The organism is Micromonospora sp. WMMD812 (genome assembly GCF_027497215.1).
Taxonomy (GTDB): Bacteria; Actinomycetota; Actinomycetes; order Mycobacteriales; family Micromonosporaceae; genus Micromonospora.
Map to the genome: position 1 here is coordinate 3167313 of NZ_CP114904.1, position 21123 is coordinate 3188435.

At 73.6% G+C, this 21123-nt stretch carries 21 protein-coding genes, 2 tRNA genes and 1 pseudogene; 9 read left to right on the forward strand and 15 right to left on the reverse strand.

Annotated features, from left to right (window positions below):
• Window positions 1–28: 28 nt before the first annotated feature.
• The 5 genes from O7603_RS14470 to O7603_RS14490 all read right to left on the reverse strand — a co-directional run bounded on the left by O7603_RS14470 (window position 29) and on the right by O7603_RS14490 (window position 5359).
• A complete protein-coding gene (locus O7603_RS14470; RefSeq protein WP_281576224.1) occupies window positions 29–1078 on the reverse strand; it encodes an ROK family protein in 1050 nt (349 codons plus the stop codon).
• A 377-nt stretch (window positions 1079–1455) separates the two neighbouring features.
• Entirely contained in the window at window positions 1456–2244 is a 789-nt protein-coding gene (locus O7603_RS14475; RefSeq protein WP_281576225.1) for a putative protein N(5)-glutamine methyltransferase, read from the reverse strand.
• Between the two features lie 161 nt (window positions 2245–2405).
• Entirely contained in the window at window positions 2406–3527 is a 1122-nt protein-coding gene (locus O7603_RS14480) for a cystathionine gamma-lyase (RefSeq protein ID WP_281576226.1), read from the reverse strand.
• Window positions 3528–3534: 7 nt separating this feature from the next.
• Entirely contained in the window at window positions 3535–4551 is a 1017-nt protein-coding gene (locus O7603_RS14485; RefSeq protein WP_281576227.1) for an NAD(P)H-dependent glycerol-3-phosphate dehydrogenase, read from the reverse strand.
• Window positions 4552–4627: 76 nt separating this feature from the next.
• Entirely contained in the window at window positions 4628–5359 is a 732-nt protein-coding gene (locus O7603_RS14490; protein WP_281576228.1) for a lysophospholipid acyltransferase family protein, read from the reverse strand.
• Window positions 5360–5486: 127 nt separating this feature from the next.
• Between O7603_RS14490 and cofC the strand changes: the two genes are divergently transcribed.
• From cofC to O7603_RS14515, 5 genes are read left to right on the forward strand one after another with little or no spacing between them, the layout of a single operon-like run.
• Window positions 5487–6131, forward strand: coding sequence for a 2-phospho-L-lactate guanylyltransferase (gene cofC, locus O7603_RS14495; RefSeq protein ID WP_281576229.1), 645 nt, complete (start codon window positions 5487–5489; stop codon window positions 6129–6131).
• Between the two features lie 29 nt (window positions 6132–6160).
• Window positions 6161–6358 carry a cold-shock protein gene (locus O7603_RS14500; protein ID WP_281576230.1) on the forward strand — a complete coding sequence of 66 codons (198 nt, stop codon included), beginning with the start codon at window positions 6161–6163 and terminating at the stop codon, window positions 6356–6358.
• A 54-nt stretch (window positions 6359–6412) separates the two neighbouring features.
• Window positions 6413–8761: an RNA degradosome polyphosphate kinase gene (locus O7603_RS14505; RefSeq protein ID WP_281576231.1), complete on the forward strand. Its 2349-nt coding sequence runs from the start codon at window positions 6413–6415 to the stop codon at window positions 8759–8761.
• A 22-nt stretch (window positions 8762–8783) separates the two neighbouring features.
• Window positions 8784–10313 (forward strand): CYTH and CHAD domain-containing protein, encoded by a 1530-nt coding sequence (locus tag O7603_RS14510; protein WP_281576232.1) that lies wholly within the window; start codon window positions 8784–8786, stop codon window positions 10311–10313.
• Window positions 10301–11179 carry an NUDIX hydrolase gene (locus O7603_RS14515; protein WP_281576233.1) on the forward strand — a complete coding sequence of 293 codons (879 nt, stop codon included), beginning with the start codon at window positions 10301–10303 and terminating at the stop codon, window positions 11177–11179. Before O7603_RS14510 ends, O7603_RS14515 begins: the two co-directional genes overlap by 13 nt.
• 124 nt (window positions 11180–11303) lie before the next feature.
• Here O7603_RS14515 and O7603_RS14520 read toward each other — a convergent pair whose 3' ends face one another.
• The 3 genes from O7603_RS14520 to leuC form a co-directional block, all read right to left on the reverse strand.
• Window positions 11304–11939: an HU family DNA-binding protein gene (locus O7603_RS14520; RefSeq protein WP_348651062.1), complete on the reverse strand. Its 636-nt coding sequence runs from the start codon at window positions 11937–11939 to the stop codon at window positions 11304–11306.
• 172 nt (window positions 11940–12111) lie between these two features.
• Window positions 12112–12699 (reverse strand): 3-isopropylmalate dehydratase small subunit, encoded by a 588-nt coding sequence (gene leuD / locus O7603_RS14525; protein WP_281576235.1) that lies wholly within the window; start codon window positions 12697–12699, stop codon window positions 12112–12114.
• A 13-nt stretch (window positions 12700–12712) separates the two neighbouring features.
• Window positions 12713–14158, reverse strand: coding sequence for a 3-isopropylmalate dehydratase large subunit (gene leuC / locus O7603_RS14530; protein WP_281576236.1), 1446 nt, complete (start codon window positions 14156–14158; stop codon window positions 12713–12715).
• Window positions 14159–14207: 49 nt separating this feature from the next.
• Between leuC and O7603_RS14535 the strand changes: the two genes are divergently transcribed.
• Window positions 14208–14894, forward strand: coding sequence for an IclR family transcriptional regulator (locus tag O7603_RS14535; protein ID WP_036374687.1), 687 nt, complete (start codon window positions 14208–14210; stop codon window positions 14892–14894).
• 173 nt (window positions 14895–15067) lie between these two features.
• On the opposite strand, the gene O7603_RS14540 is transcribed toward O7603_RS14535, so the two are convergent.
• The 3 genes from O7603_RS14540 to O7603_RS14550 all read right to left on the reverse strand — a co-directional run bounded on the left by O7603_RS14540 (window position 15068) and on the right by O7603_RS14550 (window position 16259).
• Window positions 15068–15140 (reverse strand) — tRNA-Glu (locus tag O7603_RS14540).
• 134 nt (window positions 15141–15274) lie between these two features.
• Window positions 15275–15346 (reverse strand) — tRNA-Gln (locus O7603_RS14545).
• Between the two features lie 109 nt (window positions 15347–15455).
• Window positions 15456–16259, reverse strand: coding sequence for a fumarylacetoacetate hydrolase family protein (locus tag O7603_RS14550; RefSeq protein ID WP_281576237.1), 804 nt, complete (start codon window positions 16257–16259; stop codon window positions 15456–15458).
• 161 nt (window positions 16260–16420) lie between these two features.
• Between O7603_RS14550 and O7603_RS14555 the strand changes: the two genes are divergently transcribed.
• Both O7603_RS14555 and O7603_RS14560 read left to right on the forward strand, forming a co-directional pair.
• Window positions 16421–17785 carry a hypothetical protein gene (locus O7603_RS14555; RefSeq protein ID WP_281576238.1) on the forward strand — a complete coding sequence of 455 codons (1365 nt, stop codon included), beginning with the start codon at window positions 16421–16423 and terminating at the stop codon, window positions 17783–17785.
• Between the two features lie 34 nt (window positions 17786–17819).
• Complete coding sequence (locus tag O7603_RS14560; protein WP_281576239.1) at window positions 17820–18710, forward strand: 3-methyladenine DNA glycosylase; 891 nt, start codon at window positions 17820–17822, stop codon at window positions 18708–18710.
• Window positions 18711–18719: 9 nt separating this feature from the next.
• Here O7603_RS14560 and O7603_RS14565 read toward each other — a convergent pair whose 3' ends face one another.
• Window positions 18720–19316 (reverse strand): DinB family protein, encoded by a 597-nt coding sequence (locus O7603_RS14565; RefSeq protein WP_281576240.1) that lies wholly within the window; start codon window positions 19314–19316, stop codon window positions 18720–18722.
• 92 nt (window positions 19317–19408) lie between these two features.
• On the opposite strand from O7603_RS14565, the pseudogene O7603_RS14570 reads away from it, so the two are divergent.
• Window positions 19409–19575: pseudogene (locus O7603_RS14570) on the forward strand (3-methyladenine DNA glycosylase); the annotation flags it as partial.
• 12 nt (window positions 19576–19587) lie between these two features.
• Here the strand turns inward: O7603_RS14570 and O7603_RS14575 are convergent.
• The 3 genes from O7603_RS14575 to arfB all read right to left on the reverse strand — a co-directional run bounded on the left by O7603_RS14575 (window position 19588) and on the right by arfB (window position 21122).
• Entirely contained in the window at window positions 19588–20184 is a 597-nt protein-coding gene (locus tag O7603_RS14575; protein WP_281576241.1) for a GNAT family protein, read from the reverse strand.
• Window positions 20181–20561 carry a DUF4180 domain-containing protein gene (locus O7603_RS14580; protein WP_281576242.1) on the reverse strand — a complete coding sequence of 127 codons (381 nt, stop codon included), beginning with the start codon at window positions 20559–20561 and terminating at the stop codon, window positions 20181–20183. Before O7603_RS14580 ends, O7603_RS14575 begins: the two co-directional genes overlap by 4 nt.
• Window positions 20562–20696: 135 nt before the next feature.
• Window positions 20697–21122 (reverse strand): alternative ribosome rescue aminoacyl-tRNA hydrolase ArfB, encoded by a 426-nt coding sequence (gene arfB, locus O7603_RS14585; protein WP_281576243.1) that lies wholly within the window; start codon window positions 21120–21122, stop codon window positions 20697–20699.
• Window position 21123: the final 1 nt, after the last annotated feature.

The following is a 21123-nucleotide window of genomic DNA, read 5'->3' on the forward strand; positions in this document are numbered from 1 at the left end:
CGGCCGGCCGAGCCGGTTCGCGTCGGCCTCAGGCGACCACGGGTCGAGGCGCCGGGCCGCTCCGCAGCGCCTCCAGCGCCGCGATGGCCACCCCCCGCGCGCCGGCCATGTCCCGGTCCGGCACCAGCGCGAACGCGGCCACGGCGGCCTGTTCCTCCCGGAGCACGGTGTGCTCGCGGACGGTGGCCAGGAACCAGTCGCGGAACTCCGGCGCCGCCTCCACCACCCCACCTCCGACGAAGTACGCGTGCGGGTCGGTGAAGTTGGCGGCGATGGTGAAGAGCCGGCCGAGCGCCATCGCCTGCTGGGTGAAGATCGCCCGGGCCAGCTCGTCGCCCCGCTCGCCGTAGGCACGGACCAGCTTGGCGGCCCGGGCCGGCGGCTCGGCGGCGAGCGGGTGACCGGCGTACCGGGTCAGCCAGTACGGCAACAGGTTTCGCTCGATAGCGGTCAGCGACGCGATGCTCTCCGTGTCCCCGGCGAAGCCGCAGGCACAGGTCGGCACGGGCTGCTCCGGCGCGAGCAACCCGTGCAGCGGGATGTGCACGTGGCCCAGCTCGCCCGCCATCCCGGCCGCTCCGGCGACCACCCGGCCCGCCTCGACCACGCCGCCGCCCAGCCCGGTGCCGACGATCGCGGAGACCGACGAGCGGACCATCGCGTCGGCTCCGAAGTGGACGTGGTGGGCGTAGAGCGCCGCCGCGTTGCCGTCGTTGTGATAGAGCACCGGCAGGCCGAGCCGGCGTTCGAGCGCACCCCGCACGTCGAAGCCGCGCCAGGCCGGCTGGGAAAAGTTCGTCGAGCCGCGCGAGGAGATCACGCCGGTGGCGCTGGCCGGCCCCGGCGTGTCCAACCCGACCGCCCGAACCAGCTCGCGCGGCACGCCGGTGCGGGCCAGGATGCCGTCGAGCGCACGGGCGAGCGCCTCGATCGCCGCGTCCGGCCCGTCCTGCACCTCACTCGGTATCTCCACCAGCCCGTCGACCAGGAACCGCCCGTCCAGGGTGAGAACCGTCGCGTTGTTGCTGGTGCCGCCGTTGTCCAACCCGACGACCACCGGCACGCCTGCGCTGCCCACGAACCGCCTCCCGTCCCTCGTCACGCCGGTCCTACCCGTGTACCACCACAGCGGACCGGCGGGCCCTGAGCCGAGGGTGCGCAACTGCCGGCGAATTCTCTATGCGATCATAGTTCTAATTTTTATTCATGTCGTGCTGCGGTTGGTCCCGGTACTGAGGACCACATAGGGAACCTGAGACGCTAGTGCCCGTTCCCAGCGCTCAGGATGGGGCCGCCCCTCGGCATCGGGCTGCTCGCTGTGCGGGGGCGGGCATGGACGGACATGTCATCCAAAGCGCTGACTCTGAGGCAGAAATATGCCTCAGAGTCATGACGCTCACCCGTGGTCCGTCTGCCGGGCCCCGACACCGCGGCCAGCCAGCCGACGCGGCGCGGTCAGGCCGGGCGGCGGGCGGTCACCGCGGTCGCCTCCAGGTCCTCGTCGTGCCGCACGCTGGGCACCAGCCCGGCGGCGGTCAGCTCGGCGCAGAGGGCGCCGGTCTGCCGTGCGGCCGCCTCGACCACCAGGTGCCCGCCGGGTGCCAGCCAGCGGGCCGCTCCGGCGGCCACCCGGCGCAGCACGGCCAGCCCGTCCGGGCCGCCGTCCAGGGCCACCGGCGCCTCGTGTAGCCGTGCCTCCGGGGGCATCAGCGCCACCGCCGCGGTCGGCACGTACGGGGCGTTGGCGACGACCAGGTCCAACCGTCCCTGCCAGCGGTTCGGCAGCGGCGCGAACAGATCCCCCTGGAACACCGGCACGTCGAGGGCGGCGAGGTTGCGCCGGGCGCACGCCACCGCGGCCGGGTCGATGTCGGCGGCGGCCAGCCAGCGTGGCGCGAGCCGCCGTGCCAGGGCCAGGGTGGTGGCCCCGGAGCCGCAGCAGAGGTCCACGACGGCTGGTGCCGGGCCGGTGACCGCCGCGGCGGCCGCGACCAGCAGGGCGGTCCGCCCGCGTGGCACGAAGACGCCGGGGTCGAGGGACACCCGCAGGCCGCAGAACTCCGCCCAGCCGAGCAGGTGTTCCAGCGGCGTCCCGGCGATGCGACGGTCGACGAGGTCGGCCAGCGCGGTCGGCGAGTCGGCGGCGTCGAGGAGCAGGTCCGCCTCGTCCTCGGCGTAGACGCAGCCGGCGGCGCGCAGCTGGCGTACGAGGGAGGGGCGGTCGGGAGAGAACGGCACGGTCATGGCAAGCCTCCGGATGCGCTCGTCGGCGCTCCCGGTGGCCGCTATCGGCGCGGCGTGGATCCGGGAGGGAGCGCCGGTCCTGCTGTCTGGTGGATCGGACTCACCTCCTCTGGTCGGGGCCTTCGACAGGCAACCCGAACGATAACCCGCCCGGTCGTCGGTCAGTCCGCCGGCCCGCTGGCGTCGAGCGCGGCGGCGATGTCGGCCGCCAGGTCCGCGGTGTCCTCCACCCCGCACGAGAGCCGGACGAAGCCCGGCGCCGTGTCGTCGCCCCACTGGGCCCGCCGGTCCGCGGTGGTGTGCAGCCCGCCGAACGAGGTGGCCGCGACGACCAGCCGGGCGGCGTCGACGAACCGGCCGACCCGGTCGGCGTCGCCGAGGTCGAAGGAGAGCACGCCGGGCATCCGGCGCATCTGGGCCGAGGCCACCGGGTACGCCGGGTCCTCCGGCCGGCCGGGCCAGCGAAGGCCGGTCACGTCCGTGCGGCCGGCGAGCAGCGCCGCGACGGCAGCCGCGTTGGCGGTCTGCCGGGCCAGCCGCAGGTCCAGGGTGGCCAGCGACCGGTGGGCCAGCCACGCGTCGAATGGGCCGGGAATCGCCCCGGTCAGGTTGCGCCACCCGGTCAGCGCGTCGAGCAGCTTCGCGGACCGGCTGGCCAGGTAGCCGAGCAGCAGGTCGGAGTGGCCGGTGAGCGCCTTCGTGCCGGAGGCGACGACCAGGTCCGCGCCGAGGTCCAGCGGCCGCTGGCCGAGCGGGGTGGCGGTGGTGTTGTCCACCGCGAGCAGCGCGCCCGCCGCGTGCGCCTGGTGCGCCAGGGCGGCCACGTCGACCACGTCCAGGCCCGGGTTCGCCGGGGTCTCCACCAGCACCAGCCGGACGCCGTCCAGGGCTGGGTAGGGCCCGACGGTCGGCGCGTAGCGCACGCGTACGCCCAGTTCCGCCAGCACGTCGGTGGCGAACGCTCGCACCGGGAAGTACCCGTCGGTGGGGAGGACCACGGTGTCCCCCGGCCGCAGCACGGTCAGCAGCAGCCCGGTGATCGCCGCCTGCCCACTGGCGAAGACCCGGCAGTCGCCGCCCTCCAGCTCGCCGATGGCCGCCTCCAGCAGCCGCCGGGTCGGGTTGTCGGGCCGGCCGTAGCCGTTCGGTGCCGCCGAGGGGCCCTGGAACGGGTCGAGGTGGTACGGCGCGGCGAAGACCGGGCCGGGCAGGAAAGGCTGCCCGGGCTCGGGTTCCGGCAGGCCGGCGTGCACGCAGCGTGTGCCGTCCCCCATGTCGCTCATCAGATCCTCACTCGTACGACTCGGGCTTGGCGGTGCGGCTCATCAGGGTGTCCACGGCGAGACGCGGGTCCATCCCCTCGTGGCAGATCCGCTCGACCTGCTCGGTGATCGGCATCTCCACGCCGTGGGCCCGGGCCAGGTCACGGATGGCCAGGCAGCTCTTCACGCCCTCGGCGGTCTGCCGGGTCGCGGTCTGCGCCTGCTCCAGTGTCTCGCCGCGGCCCAGGTGTTCGCCGAACGTGCGGTTGCGGGCCAACGGGGACGAGCAGGAGGCCACCAGGTCACCCATTCCGGCCAGGCCGGCGAAGGTGATCGGGTCCGCGCCGAGCGCCACGCCCAGCCGGGCGGTCTCGGCCAGGCCTCGGGTCATCAGCATCGCCCGGGTGTTGTCGCCGAAACCCATCGCGGTCGCGATGCCGTACGCCAGGGCGATCACGTTCTTGACCGCCCCGCCCAGCTCGCAGCCGATCACGTCGTCGTTGGTGTAGGGGCGGAAGTACGGCGTCCGGATCGACGACTGCACGAGCGTGGTCCGCCGGCTGTCCGTCCCGGCGACCACGGTCGCGGCCGGCTGCTCGCCCGCGATCTCCGGGGCGAGGTTCGGGCCGGAAACCACCACGACCCGGTCGGCCGCCACCCCGGCGGTCTCCACGATCACCTCGCTCATCCGGCGGGTGGTGCCCAGCTCGATGCCCTTCATCAGCGATACCAGTGTGGCGTCCGGGTGCAGGTGCCCGGCCCACTCGGCGAGGTTGCCCCGCAGGGTCTGCGACGGCACCGCCAGCACCACCAGCTCGGCGCCGGCGATGGCCTCGGCGGCGTCCCCGGTCGCGGTCACCCGGGCCGGCAGGACCAGCTCCGGCAGGTACTCCGGGTTACGCCGCTCGGCGCGCAGGGCGTCGGCGATCCGCTGCCGCCGGGCCCAGATCGTGACGTCCCGGCCCGCGTCGGCGAGGATCTTGGCGAACGCGGTGCCCCACGAGCCCGCACCCAGCACCGCGACGTGCCCACTCCGCTCGCTCACGCCGCCGCTCCGCTTCGCTCCGCGGCGCCGTGAGGCGCCCCGCTGCTGTGCCCGATGGTTCGCTCGCTCCGCTCGCTCACGCCACATCGCCCTGCTGCTGGCGCTGCGCCCGACCAGGTCGCTCCCAGAGCGGCGGCGGCGTGCCGCCGCGGATGTCGGCGACCATGTCGCGCAGGCGCAGCATGATCACGTCCGTCATCTCCTCGAGGGTGGCCCGGGTCGGCTGGGCGCCGGCCCAGCGGGTCAGGTCGATCGGCGGGCCGGCCACCACGGTCACCGGGATCCGCGGGCGCAGGCTGAGCCGGGCCGTCCGCGGGTCGAAGATCCGCTCCGGCCCCCACATGGCCACCGGGACGACCGGCGCGCCCGTGGCCAGCGCCAGCCGCGCGGCGCCGGTCTTGCCCCTCATCGGCCACAGCTCCGGTTCGCGGGTGGTGGTGCCCTCGGGGTAGATCACCACGGCGCCGCCCGCGTTGACCGCGGCGACCAGCGCGTCCAGCGACCTGGCCGCGTCCACCGTGCCGCGCTCCACGGGGATCTGCCGGCAGCGGTGCAGGATCCAACCGACCACCGGCACCCGGAACACGCTCGCCTTGCCCAGGTACTGCGGCCAGCGCCCGGCGTCGTAGATGAAGTGCGCGGAGACCAGTGGATCGGCGTGCGACAGGTGGTTCGGCACGATGATCATGCCGCCGTCCCGGCGGAGGTGCTCCATGCCGCGCCAGGTCCGCCGGGTCCACACGGTCATCAGCGGCTTCACCAGCACCACGGCAAACCGTGCCCAGAACCCCAGCCTCCGCCGTGCCACCGCGCCTCCTCGTGCCGCCCGGGCCCCGGCACCGGACCCGCCGGTGCCACCCGCAGCCGAAATCATGCCTGCTCCCCCGTGGTACGGGCCAGTGAGGGTACCGCCGTCCGGCTGGCAGGATTGCGGTGTGAGTCAGCCGAGGTGGACCGTGGTGGTGCCGGTGAAGCCCCTGGCCGCGGCGAAGAGCCGGCTGCGGGGGGCCCTGCCGGGCGTACCCCACGAGGAGCTGGCGCTCGCCCTGGCGGCCGACACGGTCCGCGCGGTGCTGGCCTGCCCGGCGGTCGCCGGGGTGGTGGTCGTCACTGACGACACCCGCGTGGGCGCGGTGGCCCGGGAGGCGGGTGCGCGGGTGCTGCCGGACCTGCCGGACGCCGGGTTGAACGCGGCGTTCCGGCACGGCGCCTCCGCCGCGCCCGGCGGGTGGGTCGCCGGCCTCACCGCCGACCTGCCCGCGCTGCGCCCGGCCGAGCTGGCCGCCGCGCTGCGGGCGGCGCAGGACGGCCCGCCCGTACGCCGGTTCGTGGCCGACGCCCCCGGCGACGGCACCGTGCTGCTCGCCGCGCCGCCGGGGGTGCCGCTGGACCCCCGGTTCGGGGTCGGCTCGGCCGCGGCGCACCTGGCCAGCGGGGCGCTGCCGCTGGTTGGCGACTGGCCGAGCCTGCGCCGGGACGTGGACACCGCGGACGACCTCGCCGCCGCGGTCGGGCTCGGGTTGGGGCCGCGCACCGCCGGCCTCGCCGGACCCCGCTGCCCGGCCGCCACGCCGGGCTGAGCGTGCCCCGTCCGGTGTACGGTGCTGGCATGCAGGGCACGGTGGCCACCTACGACGCGGCGACCCGCAGCGGCGTGCTGCTGCTCGACGACGGGACCGAGCTCGCGTTCCCGACCCGCGCCTTCGACGCCTCCGGGCTGCGCCTGCTGCGGCTCGGCCAGCGGCTCCGGGTGGAGACCGACGCGGCCGGCGACGTGATACGGGTGACGTTGCCGACGATGAGCTGACGCGTCGCCGCCAAGTTCATTTTGCGTTCACTGAAATCGGGTGATTATGAGCAGGTGAGCACCCCTCGCGAGAACCCCGCCCAGCCCGCGACCGAGCGCTCCGCGGCCCGCAACGGCACCCGCCTGCGCGGCGCCGACGGCCGATTTCGCCCGGACGACCTGCCCGACGACCTGAACCAGGCCGAGCAATCCTCGGCCGCCCGCACCGACGTCCCCGACTCCGACGCGCCGGCCGCCTCCTCTGGGCTGGACGAGGTGCTGGACCCGGTCGCCACCCCCGGTCCCGCCACCCCGGGCCCGGTTCCGGGCCTGCCCGACGACGAACCACCGGTCGTCGAGCCGCTGCCCGAGGACCGGTTCCTCAACCGCGAGCTCTCCTGGCTCGACTTCAACGCCCGGGTGCTGACGCTCGCCGAGGACCCCCGCACGCCGCTGCTGGAGCGGGCCAAGTTCCTGGCCATCTTCGCGAGCAACCTGGACGAGTTCTACATGGTGCGGGTCGCCGGGCTGAAGCGCCGGCTGCAGGCCGGCCTGCCGGTCCGCGGTGGCGACCGGATGCCGCTGCGGACCCAGCTGGAGCAGGTCTCGGAGAAGACCGCGGCGCTGGTCGCCCGGCACGCCGCGTGCTTCGTCGACGACGTGCTGCCGAAGCTCGCCGCCGAGGACATCCGGATCCTGCGCTGGAGCGACCTGGACGACGCCGAGCGGGAGCGGCTGCGCACGTACTTCCGCGAGCAGATCTTCCCGGTCCTGACGCCGCTCGCGGTCGACCCGGCGCACCCGTTCCCGTACATCTCCGGACGGTCGCTCAACCTGGCCGTCGCGGTACGCGATCCGGACGGCGGGTCGGAGCTGTTCGCCCGGGTGAAGGTGCCGAACAACGTGCCCCGGTTCGTCCGGGTCGCCCGGGACCAGCCCGGGCTGCGGATGCTGCCGGTGGAGGACCTGATCTCGGTGCACCTGGGGCAGCTGTTCTCCGGCATGCAGGTGGTCGAGTGCCACCTGTTCCGGGTCACCCGCAACGCCGAGGTGGAGGTCGACGAGGACCGCGACGAGGACCTGCTCCAGGCGCTCGAGCGGGAGCTGGCCCGGCGCCGGTTCGGCCCACCGGTGCGGCTGGAGGTGGCCGCGTCGATCACCGACCACACGCTCGAGCTGCTGGTCCGCGAGCTGGACATGGACGACCAGGACGTGCTGCGGGTGCCCGGCCTGCTCGACCTCTCCGCGCTCTGGCAGCTCTACAACGAGGCCGACCGGCCCGACCTGAAGGACAAGCCCTTCGTGCCGGCCACCCACCCGCGGCTCACCGAGGGCGAGGTGCCGCGCAGCGTCTTCGCGACCCTGCGCGACGGTGACATCCTCGTACACCACCCGTACCACTCGTTCGCGACCAGCGTGCAGCGCTTCATCGAGCAGGCGGCCGCCGACCCGAACGTGCTGGCCATCAAGCAGACGCTCTACCGCACCAGCGGCGACTCCCCCATCGTCGACGCCCTGGTCGACGCCGCCGCCGCGGGCAAGCAGGTGGTGGTGCTGGTGGAGGTGAAGGCGCGCTTCGACGAGGTGGCCAACATCGGCTGGGCAAGGACGCTGGAACGCGCCGGCTGCCACGTGGTGTACGGCCTGGTCGGGCTGAAGACGCACTGCAAGACGGCGCTCGTCGTCCGGCAGGAGGGCAACCAGATCCGTCGCTACTGCCACATCGGTACCGGCAACTACCACCCGAAGACCGCCCGGCTCTACGAGGACTTCGGCATGCTCACCGCCGACCCGGAGATCGGGGCCGACCTGACCGACCTGTTCAACGTCCTCACCGGCTACAGCCGGCAGACCGCGTACCGGCGGCTGCTGGTGGCCCCGCAGGGCATCCGCAGCGGGCTCATCGAACGGATCGAACGGGAGATCTCGCACGTCCGGCTCGGCATGCCCGGCCTGGTGCAGTTCAAGGTGAACTCGCTGGTCGACGAGCAGATCACCGACGCCCTCTACCGTGCCTCCCGGGCCGGGGTCCACGTCGACCTGTTGATCCGGGGCATGTGCACGCTGCGGCCCGGGGTGTCCGGGCTGTCGGAGAACATCCGGGTCCGCTCGATCCTCGGCCGGTTCCTGGAGCACTCGCGGATCTTCCGATTCGGCAACAACGGTGACGCCGAGTTCTGGATCGGGTCGGCGGACCTGATGCACCGCAACCTGGACCGCCGGGTGGAGGCGCTGGTGCAGGTCACGGACCCGGTCGCCCGGGCCGAGCTGGACCATGTGGTGACCGCCGCGATGAGCCCGGACGTGGAGGCGTTCGAGCTGTCCGCGGACGGCACGTGGTTCCGGCGGACGGGCACCGCGGAGGAGCCGCTGGCCCACCTGCAGGAGCTGTTGCTGCGCCGAGTGGGCGGCACCGCCGGCTGACCGCGAGGCATAGGCTGACGGGATGGTGGAGGAGGAGCGAAAGTACGAGGTGGACGACACCTTCGTGCTGCCCGACCTGGCCAGCGCCGCACCGTCCGGCGGCGGAGTCCGGGCCCGGCCGCCGGTCACCCTGGTCGCCACCTACTTCGACACGGTCGACCTGCGGCTGGCCCGGGCCGGCGTCTCGCTGCGCCGCCGTGAGGGCGACGAGCTGCCGTGGACGGTGAAGCTGCCCACCGACATCCCGGGCATCCGGCAGGAGATCTCCCGTCCCGGGCCGGCCGGTGACCCGCCCGCGGAGCTGGCCGGGCTGGTCAGCGTCCACGCCCGGGGCGCGCCGCTGGCCCCGGCCACGGTGGTACGCACCGAGCGGCACGCGTACGACGTCGTGGGGGCGGGCGGCGAGGTGCTCGCCGAGGTGGTCGACGACCGGGTGACCACGCTCGCCGGCGACGGGTCCACCACCGGCGCCTTCCGGGAGTTGGAGGTGGAGCGGAAGGCCGGCGGTCGGGCGCTGCTGGACCGGGTCGGGTCGGTGCTGCGGGCGGCCGGGGCGCGGGGCGGCTCGTTCGTGCCGAAGCACGTCCGCGCGCTCGGCCCGGCGGCCCAGGGCGAGCCCGACCTCACCGCGCCCGCCGGCCTGCCGGCCCACCCGACCGCCGGGGACGTGGTGACCCAGGCGGTCCGGCACGGCGTACGACGGCTGGTGGAGCACGACCCGCTGGTCCGGCTCCGCGTACCGCTGGACGGCGACACCCCGGTGCACCAGATGCGGGTGGCCTGCCGGCGGCTCCGCAGCGACCTGCGGACCTTCGCCCCGGTGCTGCGGTCGGCGTGGTCCCGCCCGCTCCGCGACGAGCTGCGCTGGCTCGCCGGGGTGCTCGGCGCGGCCCGCGACGCCGAGGTGCTGCGTGACCGGTTGCGGCGCACCGCCACGGCCGACCCCACCAGCCCGCTCGACCCGGCCGCCGTGGACCGGCTGGACGCCGCGCTCGCCGACCGGCAGGAGCGGGCGCTCGCGGCGGTGGACGAGGCGCTCGGCTCCCCGCGCTATCTGGCCCTGGTGGACGCCCTGGTGCTGGCCGCCCGGGCGCCCCGGCTCACGCCGGAGGCGGCAGAGCCCGCCACCCGGGTGCTGCCCAGGCTGGTCGCGAAGCCCTGGCGGCGGCTCGCCGGCGGGAAGGACCGTCCGGGCGAGGTGGCGTCGCTCGACCCGACCGGCCCGGACGACCGGTGGCACGCGGTGCGCAAGCAGGGCAAGCAGGCCCGGTACGCCGTGGGCGCCGTCGCGCCGGTGCTCGGCGGGGGCGCCCGGAAGCTCGCCACCGCGCTGGCCCGGGTGCAGGACCTGCTCGGCGAGCACCAGGACGCGGCGGTCGCCGCGGAGACCTGGCTGGCCCTGGCCGCCGCGAATCCGACGGACCACGAACTGGCCGTGACCGCCGGCCGGCTCGCCGAACGGGAGCGGGCCACCGTACGCCGCGTGCGGGCGGAGTTCCCGGCCGCCTGGCACCGGGCGACCCGGCGGAAACGGACCAGGTGGCTGAGGTGACCGAGATCCGGGCCGCCGGCGGCGTGGCCTGGCGGCCGACGCCGGCCGGGGTCGAGGTCTGCCTGGTGCACCGCCCCCGCTACGGCGACTGGTCGCTGCCGAAGGGAAAGCTGGAGCCGGCCGAGCACCCCTTGGTGGCGGCGGTACGCGAGGTTGCCGAGGAGACCGATGTACGCGCGGTGCCGCAGGTCCGGCTGCCGTCCGCCCACTACCGCAGCGAGGGCCAGCCCAAGGTGGTCGACTATTGGTCGATGCGGGCGGTCGCGAAGGGCGGCTTCCAGCCCGGCACCGAGGTCGACGAGGTGTGCTGGCTCGGCGTGGACGAGGCGATCCGGCTGGTCAGCTACCCGCACGACGCCGAGGTGCTGGCGGCGTTCGCCGCGCTGCCGCCGGTGACCGGGACGGTGGCCCTGTTCCGGCACGCGCACGCCGGGAAGCGGGGCACCTGGTCCGGGCCGGACACCGCCCGGCAGCTCGACGCCGAGGGCTGGGCGCAGGCGCGGGCGGTGGCGGCGCTGGTCGCGCTGGTACGGCCGACCCGGCTGGTCTCGGCGTCACCGCGCCGGTGCGTCCAAACCCTCGACCCGGCCGCCGCCCAGCTCGACCTGCCGATCGAGATCTGCGGCGACCTGGACGAGCCCGGGCCGGGCCAGCAGCACGACGAGCGCACGCTCGCCCTCGCCGCCCGCCTGCTGGAGCTGGCCGGTGCCGACGAGCGGGTCGCGGTGTGCAGCCAGGGCAAGGTGATCCCCGGTGCTCTGGAGCGGCTCACCGGCCGCGTCGGGGAGGATTTCACCACGTCCAAGGGCGGCGGCTGGCTGCTCGCCTTCGCCGCCGACGGGCTGCTCTCCACCGAGCGCCTCTGACCGTCGTCGCGCCGGCCGGGCGCGGCCCGACGATTCTCCGCGCGGCGGTCGGCCGGGGCCGACGCCTGCGGGTACGCCGAAGGGCGCCCACCCGTTGCGGGGGACGCCCTTCGAACCGGCCCGGTCAGCGCCGGGTGGTGGCCTTCTTAGCCGGCGCCTTCTTCGCCGGCGCCTTCTTGGCCGCCGTGGTCCTGCTGGCCGCCGTGGTGGTCTTCTTCGCCGCGGCGGTCCGGCCCGCCGCCGCGGTCTTCCGCGCCGGGGCGGCCTTCTTGCTGGCGGCGGCCTTCTTGGTGGTGGCGGCCTTGGTCGCCGCCGTGGTCTTCTTCGCCGCGGCGGTCTTCGTCGCGGTGGTGGTCTTCTTCGCCGCCGCCGTCTTCGCCGCTGCGGTCTTCTTGGCCGCCGTGGCCTTGGCGCCGGTCGCCTTCGCCCCGGTCGTCTTGGCGGCCGTGACGGTCTTCTTCGCCGCCGCCGTGGCCTTCGGCACCTTGCCGCTGGCCACCATCTCCTTGAACCCGGCCCCGGGTCGGAAACTCGGGACCGATGTCTTCTTGACCTTCACCGCCTCGCCGGTACGGGGGTTCCGGGCTGTTCGCGCGCCACGGACACGCTTTTCGAACGCTCCGAAACCGGTGATCGCCACCTTCTCGCCCTTGGTGACCGCCGCCTGGACCTCAGTGAGGACCGCCTCGAGCGCGGCCGACGCCGTCTTCCGGTCCCCCAGGCGAACAGCGAGCGCCTCGATGAGCTCGGCCTTGTTCACGACTTCCTCCCGATTGTGCAACTGACTCGTCGCGAGCCATTCTGCGCGCACGGTATGCCCTGTGCTGGCTGGACACAAACATTCGGTGGAAAAAAGCCCTTGTGTCGTAACGGATTCGCCCCCACCGGCGGGGCCGGTGGGGGCGGAATCCGATGTGCGGTCGGGCGTACGGCTATGCCACGGACGGCAGGAACGGCCGTCGGCCGCCCTCGTAGGCGCCGATCTCGGCCTCGTGGCGAAGGGTGAGTCCAATGTCATCCAAGCCCTCCATCAAGCGCCAGCGGCTGAAATCGTCCAGCGGGAACGACCAGGTGGCGTCCCCGGCGCGGACCTCGCGGGCGGTCAGGTCGACGGTGACCGGCGTGCTCGGGTCGGACTCGACGGCGTTCCAGATTTCTTCGACGGCTTTCAATTCCAACTCGACCGGCAGCAGACCCTCCTTGAGCGAGTTGCCGCGGAAGATGTCACCGAAGCGGGGGGCGATCACCGCCCGGAACCCCCAGTCCCGCAGCGCCCAGACGGCATGCTCCCGGGAGGACCCGGTGCCGAACTCCGGGCCGGCGACCAGAATCGACGCACCTGAATACGATTGATCGTTGAGAACGAATTCCGGATCTTCCCGCCAGGCGCTGAAGAGTCCGTCGGCGAAACCGGTCCGGGTCACCCGCTTGAGGTACACGGCCGGGATGATCTGATCGGTGTCCACGTTGGAACGACGCAGCGGCACGGCGGTGCCGGTGTGGGTGGTGAACTTCTCCATCAGCGGTGTCCCCTCACAGATCGGCGGGAGCGGCGAGCCGGCCGACCACGGCGGTCGCGGCGGCGACCGGCGGGGAGACCAGGTGCGTACGCCCACCCCGTCCCTGACGGCCCTCGAAGTTGCGGTTGGAGGTGGAGGCGGAGCGCTCGCCCGGCTTGAGCGTGTCCGGGTTCATGCCCAGGCACATCGAACAACCGGCGAAGCGCCACTCGGCGCCGGCGTCGGTGAAGACCTTGTCCAGCCCCTCCGTCTCGGCCGCCTCACGGACCGCGGCCGATCCGGGCACGACCAGCATCCGCACCCCGTCGGCCACCCGGTGCCCCCGGAGCACGTCGGCGGCGGCACGCAGATCCTCCAGCCGGCCGTTCGTGCAGGAGCCGACGAAGACCACGTCGACCGGCAGGTCGCGCAGCGCCACGCCGGGGCGCAGGTCCATGTACTCCAGCGCCCGGCGGGCGGCCGCGCGCTCCGGCTCGCTGTGGAACTCCTCCGGGTCCGGCACCGACGCGCTCAGCGGCGCGCCCTGCCCCGGGTTGGTGCCCCAGGTGACGAACGGGGTGACCTCGCCGGCATCGAGAGTCACCTCGGCGTCGAAGGTCGCGCCCTCGTCGGTGGGCAGCGTCCGCCAGTACGCGACCGCCGCGTCCCAGTCCGCGCCCTGCGGCGCGTTCGGCCGCCCCTTGAGGTACGCGAAGGTCGTCTCGTCCGGCGCGATCATGCCGGCCTTGGCGCCCCACTCGATGGACATGTTGGCGATCGTCATCCGGCCCTCCATGGAGAGGGCGCGGATCGCCTCGCCGCGGTACTCGACGACGTGCCCGCGCCCGCCGCCGGTGCCCACCTTGGCGATCAGCGCGAGGACCAGGTCCTTGGCGGTGACGCCGGGGCCGAGCCGGCCGGTGACGGTGACGGCCATGGTCTTCGGTCGGCTCTGCGGCAGTGTCTGGGTGGCGAGCACGTGCTCGACCTCGCTGGTGCCGATGCCGAAGGCGAGGGCGCCGAACGCGCCGTGGGTGGCGGTGTGCGAGTCGCCGCAGACGATGGTCATGCCGGGCTGGGTCAGCCCGAGCTGCGGGCCGATGACGTGCACGATGCCCTGGTTGTCGTCACCCAGCGGGTGCAGCCGCACGCCGAACTCGGCGCAGTTGCGGCGCAACGTCTCGATCTGGGTGCGCGAGGTGGGGTCGGCGATGGTGAGCAGGTCGCCGCGCCGCTGCCGGAACGCCGGATCGGCGTACCCGGTCGGCGTGTTGTGGTCCTCCGTCGCGATCGTCAGGTCCGGCCGACGCACCGGGCGGCCGGCGAGCCGCAGCCCGTCGAAGGCCTGCGGGCTGGTCACCTCGTGCAGGAGGTGCAGGTCGATGTAGAGCAGGTCCGGCTCGCCCGCGGCGGATCGTACGACGTGCGCGTCCCACACCTTTTCGGCCAAGGTCCTTGGCCGGGGAGTGACTCCCACCATCTGGACATCCTAAATTCTGGGAGGTAAATTTCGGCTTGTGGGACACAGTATGAGCGGTGTCGGCGTTCTCGACAAGGCGGTGGTCATCCTGGCCGCCTGCGTCGACGGCGCCAGCCTGGCCGAACTCGTTGAACGCACGAAGCTGCCCCGGGCCACCGCGCACCGGTTGGCGCAGGCGCTGGAGATCCACCGGATGCTGGTCCGGGACACCCAGGGTCGCTGGCGTCCCGGGCCACGGCTGGGTGAGCTGGCCAACGCGGCGCCGGACGTCCTGCTGACCGCCGCGGAGCCGCTGCTGGCCGCGCTGCGCGACGCCACCGGCGAGAGCGCGCAGCTGTACCTGCGCCGCGCGGACGAGCGGATCTGCGTGGCCGCCGCCGAGCGGGCCAGCGGGCTGCGCGACACCGTGCCGGTGGGGTCGGTGCTGCCGATGACGGCCGGATCGGCGGCCCAGATCCTGCTCGCCTGGGAGCCGCCGGAGGCCGTGATGCCGCTGCTGCCGCGATCCAAGTTCACCGGCCGCACGCTGGCCGAGGTCCGGCGCCGCGGCTGGGCGCAGAGCGTGGCCGAGCGGGAGGCCGGTGTGGCGAGCGTCTCGGCGCCGATCCGGGACCGCACCGGGCGGGTGATCGCCGCGGTCAGCATCTCCGGCCCGATCGAGCGCCTCGGCCGCCGGCCGGGCGAACGCCACGCCATGGCCGTCGTCCGCGCCGGCCAACGCCTCTCCGGCCTCTAACCCCCACCCCCAAGCGCCTGTCGATCATGAGCTTTGCGGCGGATTCGGAGATCATCTTCGCCGTCTACCTCATGATCAACAGGTGCGTGGGGGTGTGGCGGGGGCGGAGAGGGGTAAGTCGCGCAAAAGGCGAAGTGCCCGCCTCGCTAACGCGAGACGGGCACTTCCTGCTGTAGCCCCGACCGGATTCGAACCGGCGCTACCGCCTTGAGAGGGCGGCGTCCTGGGCCGCTAGACGACGGGGCCAGAACCATCTTTCCTTCGCCGCTCTGCCGAGCGGCGCCGCTGAAGTCTACCAGAACTCTTTCCGCCCCCCTCGCGGGGGCCGGAGCGGAACTCCGACACACAGCAGCGACCGACATTCTCGCGAACACCGGTTGCTGGGGTACCAGGACTCGAACCTAGACTAACTGAACCAGAATCAGTCGGGCTGCCAATTACCCCATACCCCATTGGCCCCTTGCGGCGCCGGGAATGAACTTTACCCTCCCGCCGCCAGCAGGCCAAATCCAACCCCCTACGTCCCATCTGACCTGGGGTTTCGGGTTGTCGGACGCCGGATCAGGCGACCGGCACCACCGGATTGGTGAGCTCGCCGATCCCCTCGATCCGCACGGTGACCGTATCCCCGTCGGTGAGCGGGCTAACCCCCGCCGGAGTGCCGGTGAGCACCACGTCGCCGGGCAGCAGCGTCATCACGTGCGAGATGTACGACACCAGCGCCGGCACGTCGAAGACCATGTCACTGGTGCGACCGAGCTGGCGGACCTCCAGGGCGTCCGGGTCGGGCCCCACCTCGCAGCGGACCTCCAGGTCGCGGACGTCCAGCCCGGTGGTGATCCACGGGCCGATCGGGCAGAACGAGTCGAACCCCTTGGCCCGGGTCCACTGGCCGTCGGAGCGCTGCAGGTCCCGAGCGGTCACGTCGTTGGCGCAGGTGTAGCCGAAGATGGCCTTCTCGGCGGCCGAGCGGTCGGCCCGGCGCGCGCCCGGCGCCCCGATCACCACCGCGAGCTCCGCCTCGTGCTCGACCTGCTTGGAGAAGATCGGCAGTCGGATCGCATCCCGCGGCCCGATCACCGAGGTGGACGGCTTGAGGAAGAGCAGCGGCTCCTTCGGCACCTCGCTGCCGTGCTCCGCGGCGTGCTCGGCGTAGTTGCGGCCGACGCAGACCACCTTGCTGGGCAGGATCGGCGAGAGCAGGCGGACGTCGGAGAGGGCCCAGCGGGCCCCACTGAAAGTGATCTTGCCGAACGGGTGGCCCTCGATCTCGGCGATGGTCAGGCCCTGCGGCCCGGCCTCCGACTCGCCCTCGACGACCCCGAACGACATTCCCTTGGCATGAGCGAAACGAGCGATACGCACCAGCACAATCTATCCCCGCGCGCGGCCGGACCGGGCCAGGCCGGCGGGTCGGGGGCGGCGACGCAGCCTACGCGAACGGCGGGTGAGCGGGGCCGGTTTCGCGACTTCGTACCCGCACGACGTGACCGCGCCCCTAGCGTCGGCCTCGGAGGTTCGTTCGTATGCCTGCATCGACACGACCACACAAGGCCCTCGCGGTGTTCGTACACTGCCTCGGCATCCTCGCCGCCGTGCCGGCACTGCCCGCGGTGGTTCCCGGACCGGCGGCCGCGCAGCCGCGACCGGCGGCGGTGGCGGCGCCGGAGCCGTCGCCGTCGGAGGAGTCCGGCTCCTCGCCGTCCGGCTCGGCCGGACCGGGCATGCCCGCGGCGCCGCCGGCGATACCCACACCCACCCAGGCCCTGCCACCACCGCCCAAACCGCCGGTCACCGTGGCGGTCGCGCCCGCCCCCACACCGGCGCCGGCCTACCGGATCCACGTCCGCAACACCGGGAACGCCCCGGTGGACACCACGATCCGCCAGGAACTGCCGGCCGGGACCGAACCCTCGGTCATCACCGCCGGCGGTCAGGCCACCCGGATGACCGGACAGTCGGCGAGCGAGGTCACCTGGCGGTTGAAGCTGCCGGCGCGGAGCGTCACGACGTTGAACACGTCGCTCGCCGCCGCCCCCGTGGGCCAGCCGGTGACCGCGCCGGCCTGCGCCTTCACGAGCGACGGCAGCCGGCCGTACGACTGCGCGACCGCCACCTGGAACGCGGCGGCCGGGCCGGTGACCCGTGACGAGGGGACGCCGGCATGGCAGCGGCCCCCGGTGCTCGTGGGCGCACTGGTCGCGGTGCTGCTGCTCGCCGGAGTGAGCTGGTGGGTGTGGCGGCGCCGGCGTCGCCGCCCGGTGGCCGCCGCGCTCGCCGCCGACGCCGAGCCGCCCGCCGACCCTCGGCGCGGCAGGGGAACCGTCTACCCGCGGCCGGCGACGCCCCGGCCGGTATCCCGCCGGCGCACCCCGCCGGTGTGGCTGATCGTGCCGGTGGCCGTGGCGGTGCTCGCCGGTGTGGTGGGCCTGGCCGGCTGGACGGCCACCCGTGAGGTCGCCGCGATCGACACGGACAAGCAGCCGACCGCCGGCGCCTGGCGCGGGAAGGGGGTCTCCGGCGCGGTGGGCGTGCCGCTGCGCGAGACGGCGTTCGAGTTCACCGTGTACCGGGTCGCCTGTTCGGCCGCCGGCGCCGCCACCGGGCGGCAGTGCCAGGCCACGGTCGGTGTGCGCAACCTCACCCCGGAGCACCAGGCCTGGCACGGGCAGCTCCAGCGGGCGTACCTGCCCGGCGGCCGGTGGGTGGGCACCGACGAGCCGGCCACCCGGAAGGCGAACCTGGGGCGGGACGTCTTCGCCCAACCGGTGGCCGCCGGAAGCCGGGTGGTGCTGCCGCTGGTCTTCACCGTCGACGGGCGGGACCCGCCGAAGCAGCTCGAGCTGCGCAGCGGGGTGTTCTCCGCCGGGGTGCGGGTGGACGTGCCCTGACCGGCTCGTGGGCGGCGGTCGTACCCTGGGGTCCGTGACCGCCGCCCTCGCCTCCACCACCGCGCTCGACGCGGCGGTCTGGCGCGCCCGGCGGGCGGCGCACGAGGAACGGGTCGACGCCTGGCTCACCCCGCACCTGGCCCGGCGGCGCCGCGGCGAGAAGCATCCGGTGGAGGACTTCCTCTTCACCTACTACTCGTACCGTCCGGCCCAGCTGCGGCGCTGGCACCCCGGCGCGGGGGTCGAGCTGCGCGACGCGGCCCCGGCCGAGTTCGGCCGCGACTACCGCGCCGGCGCCGCCGGGGTCACGCTCGACACCGAGGCGGTACGCGCCCGGCGCGCCGAGTCGATCCACTGGATCCGGTCGCTGCTCGCGGCGACCGCCGGCCGGCCCGCGCACCTCGGCTGCTTCGGGATGCACGAGTGGGCGATGGTCTACCGGCAGACCCAGGCGGAGGTCCGGCACAACGCCTGGCCCCTGCGGCTCAGCCCGGAGCAGACCGCGCGGACGGTGGAGGAGAACCGGATCCGGTGCAGCCACTTCGACGCGTTCCGCTTCTTCACCGCGCCGGCCCGTCCCCTGAACCTGCTCAGCCCGACACGGGAGACCCAGCACGCGCACGAGCAGCCGGGCTGCCTGCACGCCAACATGGACCTCTATAAGTACGCAAGCAAGCTCTCACCGCTGACCTCCTCGGAACTCGTAGCCGACTGCTTCGAGCTGGCGAAGGAGATCCGGACGCTGGACATGCGCGCCTCTCCGTACGACCTCTCCGAACTGGGCTATCCGCCCATAAAGGTCGAGACCGTCGAGGGCAGGCACGAGTATGTGCGGGCCCAGCGGTCGTTCGCGGAACGGGCTGCGCCCCTGCGTTCGCGCCTGATCGCGGAATGCGACCGACTCCTCGCTGCCTCTGGCGGCTGACCAACGCTCTCAGTCACCGCGGCGATCGAGGGGGGCGCCAGCAGCCTTGGCGGCTTGTTCGACCTTCGCGCAGTAGGCTTCGCGGGCAGCGGCGTCGATCGGTTCCTCGTACGCGGCCGTCGTCCCGGTCCTGCCGTCCAAGTGTTCACGCAGGATGTCGGCGTGTCCGGCATGCCGGGTGGTGCCGTTGAGAATGTGGACCATGACGTTGAACAGCTTCACGTCTGGCCTTGGCCACCACGGTACGTGTCCAGGCGCGTCGATGGGCAGGGCGTTGATCGTCGCATCCGAGTGCTCGCAGACGGACCGGTAGAGACCCACGATGTGCGCGCGCGTTTCGTGCTCAGTGGCCCAGTGTTCGTTCTTCCAGGCGCCCGCATCGTTCCACCGCGGTATCGGTCCGGGGAACGGCCGGGCGAAGACCTCGCCGAAATACCTGGCCTCCGAGTAAGCCTTGTGCTTGACCAACCCGAGGAGGTTGGTGCCCGTCGCCGTCAGGGGGCGGCGGATGTCGTATTCGGAGAGCCCGTCAAGTTTCCAGACCAGCGCCTCGCGCACTGTGCGCAGTTCATGGTGGAGGTAATCCTTGGCGAACTCATCGATCACGGTCTGCAAGCCTGCCAGAAGACGGTGCGAGCGGCGATAGCGGACGCATGCGGTGACGAAATGTACGCGATCGCCGTGTACATGGACCTCTACTGGACATGCGGGCCAGCCCGTACGACCTCGCCGACCTGGGCTACCCGCCCGTCGCGTCGAGACGGTCAAGGGCCGGCACGAGTACGTGCGGGCGCAGCGGTCGTTCGCGGAGCGCTCCGCGCCGCTGCGGGAGCGCCTGGTCGCGGCGTGCGACCGCCTTCTCTGAGCGGGTGCGGCCCTAGGTGAGACCCCGCGCGGGCACGTCCTCCGGGTGGCCCCGGTGCGCCGCCCACTCCGGCGCCAGGATCGACATCACGCTGGCGTCCACCCAGTCCTCGCCGTCGCGCAGCGCGTCCCGCAGCACCCCCTCGGCCACGAACCCGACCTTCTCGTACACCCGCCGGGCGCGCGGGTTGAAGGCGTACACCTCCAGCGACACCCGGTGCAGGCCGAGCTGCTCGAAGGCATACCCGACCATCAGCCGGGTGGCCTCAACGCCCAGGCCGCGGTCGCGCCCGCCCGGCCCGATGAGGATGCGGAAGCTGCAGCTGTGGTTGTGCGGCTCCCACAGGTTGAGCACCACCTCCCCGACGCAGGCGCCGCGCTCCCGGTCCACCACCGCCAGGTCGAGACGGTCGGTCTGCGCGTTGCGGCTGCCATACCACTGCCGCAGCCGCTCCTCGTCCGGCGCGTCGTCCGGCGGGCTGCCGGTCAGCCGGCACACCTCGGGGTCGGCCAGCACGACCCGGAATGTGTCCAGGTCCGCGTCGACGAACGGGCGCAGCAGCACGCGCTCGCCGGTCAGCGTGGGTTTGACCGAGAAGGGGACGGTCATCGCGGGCCGGCCGGCCCGAGCCGCTCCTCGAGGTCGGCCCGGCTGGGCAGGAACCAGAGCTGGCGGCCGCGGTTGGACTCGGTCACGAAGTCCCGCAACGCCGAGCTGGCCGCCAGGTGCGCGGAGATGTCACCGACGACGGCGAGCCGCAGCCGGTAGTTGACGAACTTCTGGACGATCTCGCCGGCCACCCCGCTGCGCAGCTGGAAGAACGCGTCGTCGAGCCGGCCGGCCGGCAGCACGACCAGCTCCGCGCCGCGCCCCAGCGCGTCGCCGATCACGTCGAGCGCGTCGGCGTCGTCGCGCAGCGCCGGGCCGTCGTCGGCGCAGTCGAGCACGGGTACGCCGTGCAGGTCCCGCAGGGTGTCGGTGGTCATGCCCCGAGACGGTACGGCCCGAAGCCCGCCGGACGCCGCCGATTTACCGGCCGCGGCACGACGCTCCCGGCGTAGCGCGCCCCGGCCGCGCGAGGCGGCCGGGCCCGAGCTGGCGCGGCCGGTCCGGAGCGGCGGTCACTCCCCGTCGACGCGGCGTTCCCGCTTGCGCTGCGACTGGCGCTTCTTCTCGGCCAGCCGGCGTTCCTTGGCCCCTCTCGACGGACGGGTCGGCCGGCGGGGCGGAGGCGGCGGCGCCACGGCCTCCCGCAGCAGCGCGACCAGCCGCTCCCGGGCGGCCTCGCGGTTGGCCAGCTGGGCCCGGTGCTCGCTGGCCGCGATGGTCAACACGCCGTCGACGAGCCGGCCGGCGAGCCGGCTCAGCGCCCGGGCGCGCAGCGATTCCGGCACGCTGGGCGAGCCGGCCAGGTCGAAGCTCAGCTCGACCCGGGAGTCGGCGGTGTTGACTCCCTGCCCACCCGGGCCGGACGACCGGGAGAACCGCTCCCGCAGCTCACCGGCGGGAACGACCCATCGGTCGCTCACCCGCAGTCCGTCATCCACT

Bases quoted from the DNA above. Each gene is read 5' to 3' on its own strand.
- O7603_RS14475 (WP_281576225.1), bottom strand. From the start codon at position 2,244: ATGACCGTGCCGTTCTCTCCCGACCGCCCCTCCCTCGTACGCCAGCTG.
- O7603_RS14480 (WP_281576226.1), bottom strand. From the start codon at position 3,527: ATGAGCGACATGGGGGACGGCACACGCTGCGTGCACGCCGGCCTGCCG.
- O7603_RS14500 (WP_281576230.1), top strand. From the start codon at position 6,161: ATGCAGGGCACGGTGGCCACCTACGACGCGGCGACCCGCAGCGGCGTG.
- O7603_RS14510 (WP_281576232.1), top strand. From the start codon at position 8,784: ATGGTGGAGGAGGAGCGAAAGTACGAGGTGGACGACACCTTCGTGCTG.
- leuD (WP_281576235.1), bottom strand. From the start codon at position 12,699: ATGGAGAAGTTCACCACCCACACCGGCACCGCCGTGCCGCTGCGTCGT.
- leuC (WP_281576236.1), bottom strand. From the start codon at position 14,158: ATGGTGGGAGTCACTCCCCGGCCAAGGACCTTGGCCGAAAAGGTGTGG.
- O7603_RS14535 (WP_036374687.1), top strand. From the start codon at position 14,208: ATGAGCGGTGTCGGCGTTCTCGACAAGGCGGTGGTCATCCTGGCCGCC.
- O7603_RS14555 (WP_281576238.1), top strand. From the start codon at position 16,421: ATGCCTGCATCGACACGACCACACAAGGCCCTCGCGGTGTTCGTACAC.
- O7603_RS14575 (WP_281576241.1), bottom strand. From the start codon at position 20,184: ATGACCGTCCCCTTCTCGGTCAAACCCACGCTGACCGGCGAGCGCGTG.
- O7603_RS14580 (WP_281576242.1), bottom strand. From the start codon at position 20,561: ATGACCACCGACACCCTGCGGGACCTGCACGGCGTACCCGTGCTCGAC.